We start from the raw sequence: 9,302 nt of genomic DNA on the forward strand, positions 1-9,302 counted from the left end.
TCAGCGGAAGCGCCGAACATCCCGCCGGAACCACCCGGGCGGACGGAATCCCCTGATGCAGCTCATACCTCTGCGCGGGATCCGCGTAGCTGCGTCCTTCCCTGGCCGAGGTGGTGGGTGTCAAGGGTCGAACTTGTTCGAGCCCGAAGGGCCGCGAAGCGCCCTTGACTCACCTCACCACGACCAGCAAACTCACGCAGCCCGGCGACGCGAACCACATGCACCTACCCGCGAACCACCCACACCTATGCACCCGGCGAACCACATCCACCCATCGCCGACCAACCACCTGCACTCGCCGAGCGGCGAACCATCTGCGCCTGCGGACCAGGCGAGGCGGGGATGTTTGGGGGTGGGGGGAACGGGCACGGGGCGGGTTCATCGCAATCGATGCTAGGAGTTTGTTGTGCTTACCCTGACAGAGAACGCCACCCTGGTGATCAAGAGCATCACGGGTGTTGAGGGCGCACCGGAGGGTGCCGGCGTCCGGATCTCGCAGGAGAATCCGGCTGATCCTTCGCTGGCGGTCACCACGACCGAGTCGCCGTACCCGGGTGATCAGGTGGTCGAGGAGAGCGGCGCGCGGGTGTTCCTCGAGCCGAATGCAGCTGGTGCGCTGGACGACAAGATTCTGGATGCGGCAGTGGACGAGAAGGGCGGCGTCGAGTTCCTGCTGGTGCCGCAGCCAGGCGCCGGGCACGAGAACGGTGCTGCGCCGAAGGCCTGACCCCTGGAGCCAGGGCGCGCTGCCTCACCAGCGCGGCCCATCACCACCCGGCAACACCGCACGAAACCATCAGCGGCAACGCAGCACGAAGCGCCAAAGGACAACACCGAAGCCAGCGGGCCGGGTCACTCTCTCCCCCGGCCCGCTGGGCTGTGTACGGGATGCCGTCCCGTCGGGCGCTGCCACCCAGCAGCGCCGGATACCGCTAGTCCGCGGCGCGGGCGCTGCTACCCGGCGCCGGATGCTGTTACAGGGCGGTGCGTTGGGCTATCCAGCTGGCGTGGAGGCGGGTGTAGACGCCGTCTGCCGCGACGAGGTCGGCGTGGGGACCGCGTTCGACGATGCGGCCGTTGTCGAAGACCAGGACCTCGTCGGCCGCTTCCGCAGTGGACAGCCGGTGCGCGATCGTCACCGAGGTGCGGCCTGCCATCAGGCGTTCCAGGGCGGCGTTCACCCGGACCTCGGTACCGGGGTCGACCGCGGAGGTCGCCTCGTCGAGGACCAGGAGGTCGGGGTCGGCGATGTTCGCCCGGACCAGCGCGACCAACTGCCGTTCGCCCGCGGACAGGGACTCGCCTCGCTGACCGAGAGACGAGTCCAGCCCGTCCGGCAGCGACTCCAGCCAGTCCGACAGTCCCAGATCCGCGAACGCCTCCAGCAACTGCTCGTCGCTCACGTCAGGTCGGCCGAATCGCACGTTCTCCGCGAGCGACGAGTCGAACAGGTACCCGTCCTGCGGCACCATCACGACCCGCTCGCGCAACGACGCGAACGAGATCTCCCGCGCGTTCACCCCGTCCAGCAGTACTTCGCCCGACGTGGGATCCATCAACCGCGTGAGCAGCTTGGCGAAAGTGGTCTTGCCCGAACCCGTCTCGCCGACCACAGCGACCCTGCGATGGGGTTCCAGCCGGACGCTGACGTCGCGCAGTACGAGCTCGCCTTCGGGGTAAGCGAAGTCGACATCGGCGAACTCGACCGTCACCGGACCCCGCGGTTGGGAGACGCCGTTCTCACCCGGGTCCACCACGTCGGCCGGGGTGGCGATCACGCCGAGCACCCGGCGCCAGCCGGCGAAGGCGCTCTGGGCGTCGGTCAGTACCTGGGTCGCGATCTGCACCGGGTCGGAGAACAGCGCGACCAGGAACATGAACGCGAGGATCTCCCCCAGCGTCGCGTGCCCGTCGATCCCGAGCAGCACGCCCGCGGTCAGTACGCCGGCATTCGCCAGCCCCGCGGCGAGACCACCGATCGAGAAGGTCACCCCGGTCAGCGTCTGGGCCCGGGTCGCGGTCCGCCGGTAGTCCTCGATGGACGCGTCGATCCGGCCCTGGGTGCGCTGCTCGACCGCGTACGCCCGGACGATCTGGGCACCGACCACCGGCTCGGCGATCGCGGACAGCATGTCGCCGACCTTCGCCCGCACGATCCCGTACGCCGCCGACATCTTCCGCTGCAGGTACTTCAAGCTCGCGAACAGCGGCACGAAGCAGAGCAGCACCACCAGCGCGAGCTGCCACGAGTAGACGAACATCACCACGGTCGCGAGCACCATCTGCCCGAGGCTGACCAGGAAGATGAACCCGCCGAACTGCAGGAACTGCGACACCGTGTCCACGTCCGACGTCACCCGGCTGACCAGCGCGCCCCGCCGCTCGGTGCTCTGGGTCAGCACCGGCAGGTCGTGCACGTGCCGGAACGCCTTGATCCGCATCGTCGCCAGCCCGCGCTCGGAGTTCGTCGCGAGCCGCACGGTGGTGAAGTACGACGCGATGCCCGTGACGAGCACGCCACCGGCACAGAGCACGCACATCCACGCCACAAAGGACATGTCCGGCCCGCCGGCCGCCGACAGACCCTTGTCGATCGTCTGCTGCACCGCAATCGGTACGACGATCCGGCCGGCGGTCATCGTCAGCGCGAGCAGCCCGGTGATCCACCAGCCCTTGATCAGCTCGGGCGACACCCGGACCCCCTGGCGCAGGGTCTCCAGCCCATTGGCATCGTCGCCGTGGTCCAGCCGGCTACTCGCCTCAGCGGTGCTCATGCGGATGCTCCTTCGGAATCCAGATCATCCAGCTCGGCAGCGAGCTCAGCCTCTTCCTCACGTCTCGCCGCGTCCTTCTCATAGGCGTCGACGAGGTCCCGGTAGGCGGCCGACCGGGCCTGCAACTCCAGGTGCGTGCCTTGGTCGGCGATCCGCCCCTCATCCAGGAACAGCACCTCGTCCGCGAGCGCGATCGTCGCCTTGCGATAGGCGATCACCAGCACGGTCGTGTCCGCAGCAGCATCCTGTACTGCGCTGCGCAGGCCGGCCAGGATCCGCGCTTCGACCTGGGGATCCACGGCACTCGTGGCGTCGTCGAGGATCAGCAGCCGGGGACGCCGTACCAGAGCCCGGGCCAGTGCGATTCGTTGCCGCTGGCCCCCGGACAGCGTCGTACCGCGTTCGCCGACCTTCGTGTCGAGGCCGTGCGACAGCGACTTCACGAACCCGTCGCCCTGGGCGATGCGGAGCGAGTCCCACACGTCCTCGTCGCTGTAGTCGCCGCCGAGGGTGATGTTGCCGCGGATCGTGTCGTCGAAGAGGAAGGCGGTCTGCGCGACCAGCGCGACCGAGCCGGCCAGCTCGTCGCGGGCCAGCGAGCGCAGATCCAGATCGTCGATCCGGATCGAACCCTCCTCGGGGTCGACCAGCCGGGTCAGCATGGTGGTCATCGTCGACTTGCCGGATCCCGTCGGACCGACCACAGCCACCGTCCGCCCCGGCTCCAGCGTGAAGTCCACCCCGGCCAGCACATCGCGATCCGGCAGATAGCCGAACCGCAGCTCGGACACCTCGAGCCTGGCCGCCCCGGTCGAGGTCAGCCGCTGCTCGCCGTACTCCATCCCGCCCTCGGCTGTGAGCACCCGCTGGACGCGATCCCAGCCGACGACCGATCGCGGCAGCTCGCCGAGCACCCAGCCGAGCGCCCGGATCGGGAACCCGATCAGCGTGAACAGGAACGCCACCTGCACCACGTCACCGGCATCGGCCGCGCCCGACCGGACCCGGCCGACTCCCACCAGCAGAACGGCCAGTACCCCGAGGCGCGGCAGCCCCTCGATCACCGGGTCGAAGGCCCCGCGAGCCCTGTTCACCTTGATGTTCGCGTCCTGCAGCAGGAGCGTCGGCTTCTTGAACCGCTCGGTCTCCGCGGCCTCCCGGCCCAGCGTCTTCACCACCAGCGCGCCGTCGAACGACTCGTGCGCGACCTCGGAGACGTCGGCGCGGAGCTGCTGGGCCCGGGTCGCCAGCGGCTGCAGCGTGCGCTGGAAGATCACGTTCGCGACGAAGACGAGCGGGAAGACCAGGCAGCCGACCAGCGCGAGCCACACGTCAGCCGCGAACATCGCCGCGATCGCGAAGCCAAGCATCGCGATCACGCCGACCGCCATCGGCAGCGGGGCGATCGGATACCAGGTCGACTCGACGTCGGCATTCGCGTTGGACAGCAGTTGCCCGGTCGGGTGCCGGTGGTGCCACTCCAGTGGCAGCTTGAGGTACTGCCGGGTGACACGACGCCGGTACGTCGCCTGCAGGCGGTACTGCATCACGCCGGCTCCGACCCGTCGGCCGACCACGCCGATGGCACGCAGTACGGCGATCCCCAGGAACAGCGAGACCATCCCGGCCACCGCGCCGAAGGTGGTGTCGCCGCGCTCGAGCGCCGGGCGGATCACGTGGTCCGTCGACCACCCCAGTGCCCACCCGTCGGCCACGGTCATCGCGCCGTACAGCGTGCTCAACAACCCCGAGATGACGAAGACCCAGGGCTCCTCACGGATTCCGACCGCGAGTACCGCGAACCCACGTCTGGTCACGCTTCCCTTGCTGGGGACACTCGGCGACGGCACGCACACATCCTTAGGACGACACTGTCAGGGGCATAGCCAGCCACAGGGCTGACAACGAATGACATTCTGCCATTGGGTACCGACAACTACGATCGACTTATGACCGACTACAGCCGGGTGGAGCGACTCGCTCTGTGTGATCTCTTCGATCGGGTCGGGCCGGACCAGCCGACCCTGTGCGAGGGATGGACGACCTACGATCTGGCCGTCCACCTCTACGTCCGGGAGGCGGATCCGCTGGCGGGTCCGGGCATCATGATCCCGGCGCTGGCGGACACCACCGCGCGGCGGATGGCGCAGACCAAGAACAAGTACTCGTACGCCGAGATCGTCGACAAGGTCCGCTACGGGCCGCCGACCTTCTCGATCTACTCGTTCCCCGGCCTGGGCCACAACCTGAACACGACCGAGTACTTCATCCACCACGAGGACGTCCGCCGGGCGGTCGCCGACTTCGTTGTCCGCGAACTGCCGGCCGACCAGCAGCAGGGTCTGTGGAAGGGGCTCCGGCTGACAGCGAAGGGCGTCGCCCGCAAGGCGCCGAGCGGTCTGGTACTACGGCTCCCGGACGGCACGTCGACCGTGGCGAAGAAGCCGAACGAACTGGGTTCCGTCACGGCCACCGGTGAGCCGGCCGAACTGGTGCTGTTCTTCTCCGGCCGCCAGCCGGTCGCCCAGGTCAAACTCGAAGGCGACGCCCAAACCATCGACCGCCTCCGCACCACCAAGTTCGGCGTCTGACTTCTACTTGGCCTCGGAGACGGGACCGCCGGTATCGCAGGTTGGTGCCGCGGCTGATTCGGCGCGTTTGCGGCGGATGCGTTGGATCGCGGTGCTGATCAGGGTGGTGAGTAGAACCAAGGCGATCGCTGCGACTACGCCCTGCCAGGGCTTGTCGAAGAGCGCATAACCGAGAAGGCCGATCGCCATGTAGACGGCGGACCACAGCGACGATGCCGCCAGGTCCACCACCGCGAACCGGTGCCAGCGGTACCCCGCCAGCCCGGCAGCGAGCAGCACCGGCACCCGCCCGCCCGGGATCAACCGGGACGTCAGCAGCACCGTGATCTCGTGCTCGGACAACCGCACCCGAAGCGCGTCGAGCGAGGCGTTGTCGCGCAACCATCCGACCCGCTTGGCAAGGCGTTCCCCGCCCGCCCGCACCCCGGCGTACACGATCAGGTCACCGAGGTAGGCCCCGCCCGCGCCCGCGATCAGCACGCCGACCAACCCGATCGGGTTGTGATGGGACGCCAGTACTGCGCCCGCCGACACGGCCGCGCCCGTCGGGAGCACCGGCAGCACCGCACCCAACAGCACCGCCCCGGCGAGCACGATCAGGTACCAGAGATCGAAGTCGGTCTGACCCGTCATGAATGGACCACCTCGGTCGACTCCCCTGGTACCAGCAACTCCACCCGGACGGCGGCGTCGACCTCAGCCATCGCTTCCTTGAACCTCTCTCCCGGCGGCAGGAACAACTCCGGCCTCAGCCAGTCGCACCCGATCGGCCAGAACGTCCCGAAATGCACCGGGATCGCCACTCGCGCGCCCACCAGGCGAACCGCCTCGGCCGCCCGGACCGGATCCAGGTGTCCCTCCCCCAGCGAAGGGCCCCAGCCACCCACCGGAACCAGGGCCAGATCCACCGGACCAGCTTCCGCCGCGAGACCGTCGTACAGGTCGGTGTCGCCGGCGAACCAGACGCTCGGCGAACCCTCGATCCGGTAGCCGAGCGCCGGTCCGCTGTACGAGGACCACGGCAGCCGGCGTCCGTCGTGCGCTGCTGTCACGGCGGTGATGTCCAGCCCGCCGATCCGAACCTGGTTGCCCGGGGCAACCTCGATGCAACGGTCCGAGTACGCCGGACCGCAGTCGGCGTGGATCAGCTTCGCCGCGCCCCGCGGTACGACGAGCGCGGCGTCGGCGGCGACCAGGGGAAGCGAGGTCAGATGCAGATGATCCGCATGCATGTGCGACACCAGCACCGCGTCGCACTCGCCGGCAGCCGGGAGCGGCGCCGGCCCGCGGCGGCGACGTACATGGGCGATCCGCGACGTCAGCACCGGATCGGTCAGCAGCCGCGTGCCGTTCTCCTCGATCGTGGTGGTGCTGTGTCCCCACCAGGTGACTTGCACTCAGGCCTCCACGCTCGCGTCCGTCGAAGTGGCGACACGTTCCGCCAGATCCTCGGAGTCAGCGGCGTGATCGCGCTGGCCGAGCTGGTCGAGCCAGCTGATCAGGAGTGCGTGGACCGCGTCGGAGCCTACTGGGGGCTCGTCCACCACGAAGCGGCGCGGGTGCACCAGGACCGCCTCGGTCTGCCAGCCGCCGAGACCGCCGTGGCAGCCGACCAGTTCCTCGAACGCGGCCACCTCCTGGGTGTAGTCGTCCACCCGGCTGATCACCACGATGTCGCCGTTGTGCGGCATCTCCGCCTGCCGCAGCATGGACGCGACAGCGAACGGCCCGTACTTCGCCAACGGGTCGTCCCCTTCGATCCGGCCCGACCGCAACACGTGGACCCCGGCCCGGCCGATCGCCACCGGCCCTTCGGCCAGCGACTCGACCACCACGAAACCGATGCCCGGGTGCATCGCCAGGCCCGGGATCAACCGAGGGTGCAGTACCTCGATCTCCTCCAGCGGCACCCGGCCCATCGTGGTGGCGAGGTAGATCAGCGCGAGGTTGCCCGAGGCCGTGACCACCATTTGCTCGTCCGCCGCAACGGGCGGCTCGCAATCGGCCGGACCGAGCTGGACCTCACCCTTGCCCGCTTTGCCATGCAGCGCCTTGCGGGTCACCGTGCCGGCCACGCTGCGGCGGAGACTCAACTCGGTCAGGAACGCGTTGACCGGACCCCAGGCCTCGGACCGCCCGCTGGCGGCGACCGGCTCCCGGGTGGTGTCCACGAGATCGTCGACGACCTGGGTCAGCGTCCGTCCGTACCGCTGCAAGAAGGTGGAGCCCTGGCTCTGGCCGTGATCCGAGAGCACGACGATCTCGTACGAGTGCGGCAGCGTGTCGATGATCCGCTTCAGCGCACCGAGCACCCGGTCGAGGCCTTCCAGTGTCTGCAGCGACTCCGCCCGGGTCGGTCCGGCGTGGTGAGCCACCTCGTCGTAGTCGACGAAGTCGACGTAGATCGCCGGGGTGCCGTCGATCAGTTCGTCGGTGATCAGCGAGACGTTCAGGTCGCGCAGCAGCACGTTCGAGATCGCCCGCAGGAAGATGTACGAGCCGCCGCGCTTGACCCGCGGGACCAGGTTCAGCCGGCGCTGCTTGCGTCCCTGGTGGATCTCCTTGACCATCTCGGCGACGCAGAGCACCAGACCGCGAGCGGCACCCTGTGGACTGCTGAAGAAGCGGACATAGCCGCGGCTGCGGCCGTTCGGCAGCGCGGCACGGCTGAAGACCAGTTCCGACTTCTTGGCGTCACCGGACCAGTTGTTGCTGATACTGGTCCCGCCGTCGGCGAGCAGGCCGCGGCCGGTCGACATCCGGGTCTCGATCTCGGCCGCGTCCCGGGCGCGGTTCGTCACCATCACCCGGCCGGTCTCCTTCTCGTACCACCGGAAGGCCGGGATCTGGCCGGCGCCACCGTGCAGGATGCCCGCCTGGCTGGCCGGCGTGGTCGCCGGTACTCCTGTGTGCCAGCCGATCATCGAGTGACTGCCGTCCCGGATCCAGCCGCCGAGGTTCGGCAGGTTGCCCGCCATCACCATCCAGTTCAGCAGTGGCGCGGACAGCCCGTCGAGCTGGATCATCAGCAGTCCGGTCTTCGGCGCGGCCGGGATCCGCCGGGCCCGCCGCCGGACGTTCCGCATCACCTCTGACACATAGGCATCGTCGCTGCCCGCGTACGCGACCCAGCCGACGAAGGCGCTGACGAACGCCATCACGATCGACACGATCACCGGCGCCTCGACGCCGCCGTGCATCTTCACCCCGGGATCGAGGGTGACCCCCAGGTAGACCACGCCGAACTGGGACAACAGGCCGCCGACCAGCACTCCGACGGATCCGATCAGGATCGCGATCCCGGCCAGGATCCACCGCACGATCAGCCCGATCACAGCCAGCAACACGACCAGCCGGACGATCGGCATCCATCCGTCGCTGCTGATCTGCGGCAGCGTCCAGAACGTGATCATCAGCGAGACCAGGGACGCCAGACCGCCGAGCAGCATCGCCTGCAGGCCGCTGGTGGTGCGGCGCAGGTCGAACCAGATCGGTAACCGGCGCTGATGGCCGGAGACCTGTTCAGGTGGTTTTGCCAACTCTCGGACTCCCCGTTCGCATGCACGACTGCTACACCGAGACTACGAGGCCCGGCCCATGAGGCCAGTACTGCGCCACGCAGCGAACGGGATGATCCCGGGTGAACCCTGACTCCGGGAGCGGGTCAACCCTCACTGGAGCTCGAGGTAGTCCACCTCCGTGTAGGAGTCGCCCTTGGTCAGCCGGACGGTGTTCCAGCCTTCGGTCAGGGTGATCGGGACAGAGGTCTGCTGCCAGTTGTCCCAGCCGGTGACCGGATAGCTGACGGACCCCTGGTTGTTGCCGTTGACGACCGCACCGTGGCTGCCGGTGGAGCCCGTGCCGTTCGCGTACCCGACGTACAGGGTGTAGCTGCCGGCGCGGGGCGCGTAGACGGTGTTCTGCACCCAGGAGTCCG

Annotated in this window: 7 protein-coding genes and 1 pseudogene; 2 read left to right on the top strand and 6 right to left on the bottom strand. The window is 68.7% G+C overall.

The annotated features are described in order from the left end of the window. Positions 1 to 406: 406 nt before the first annotated feature. Positions 407 to 727 carry a Fe-S cluster assembly protein HesB gene (locus VFG33_RS39960; protein ID WP_325058254.1) on the top strand — a complete coding sequence of 107 codons (321 nt, stop codon included), beginning with the start codon at positions 407 to 409 and terminating at the stop codon, positions 725 to 727. 247 nt (positions 728 to 974) lie between these two features. Here the strand turns inward: VFG33_RS39960 and VFG33_RS39965 are convergent, their stop codons facing one another. Continuing rightward, positions 975 to 2,774 (bottom strand): ABC transporter ATP-binding protein, encoded by a 1,800-nt coding sequence (locus VFG33_RS39965; RefSeq protein WP_325058255.1) that lies wholly within the window; start codon positions 2,772 to 2,774, stop codon positions 975 to 977. Then, positions 2,771 to 4,624: an ABC transporter ATP-binding protein gene (locus VFG33_RS39970; protein ID WP_325058256.1), complete on the bottom strand. Its 1,854-nt coding sequence runs from the start codon at positions 4,622 to 4,624 to the stop codon at positions 2,771 to 2,773. The genes VFG33_RS39965 and VFG33_RS39970 overlap by 4 nt, the downstream gene beginning before the upstream one ends. Positions 4,625 to 4,723: 99 nt before the next feature. Here VFG33_RS39970 and VFG33_RS39975 point away from each other — a divergent pair, with 99 nt between their 5' ends. Further along, a complete protein-coding gene (locus VFG33_RS39975; protein WP_325058257.1) occupies positions 4,724 to 5,365 on the top strand; it encodes a TIGR03085 family metal-binding protein in 642 nt (213 codons plus the stop codon). Positions 5,366 to 5,368: 3 nt separating this feature from the next. Here the strand turns inward: VFG33_RS39975 and VFG33_RS39980 are convergent, their stop codons facing one another. The 4 genes and pseudogenes from VFG33_RS39980 to VFG33_RS39995 form a co-directional block, all read right to left on the bottom strand. Next, positions 5,369 to 5,998: a DedA family protein gene (locus VFG33_RS39980; protein WP_325058258.1), complete on the bottom strand. Its 630-nt coding sequence runs from the start codon at positions 5,996 to 5,998 to the stop codon at positions 5,369 to 5,371. Further along, on the bottom strand, positions 5,995 to 6,762 hold the full coding sequence (locus VFG33_RS39985) for an MBL fold metallo-hydrolase (RefSeq protein WP_325058259.1): 768 nt from the start codon (positions 6,760 to 6,762) through the stop codon (positions 5,995 to 5,997). The genes VFG33_RS39980 and VFG33_RS39985 overlap by 4 nt, the downstream gene beginning before the upstream one ends. Continuing rightward, positions 6,763 to 8,904, bottom strand: a complete 2,142-nt coding sequence (locus VFG33_RS39990; RefSeq protein WP_325058260.1) for an alkaline phosphatase family protein — start codon at positions 8,902 to 8,904, stop codon at positions 6,763 to 6,765. It lies immediately after the preceding gene. Positions 8,905 to 9,036: 132 nt separating this feature from the next. Further along, a pseudogene (locus VFG33_RS39995) lies at positions 9,037 to 9,302 on the bottom strand (CBM35 domain-containing protein); the annotation flags it as partial.

It is taken from the genome of Kribbella sp. (assembly GCF_035687465.1).
GTDB lineage: Bacteria > Actinomycetota > Actinomycetes > Propionibacteriales > Kribbellaceae > Kribbella.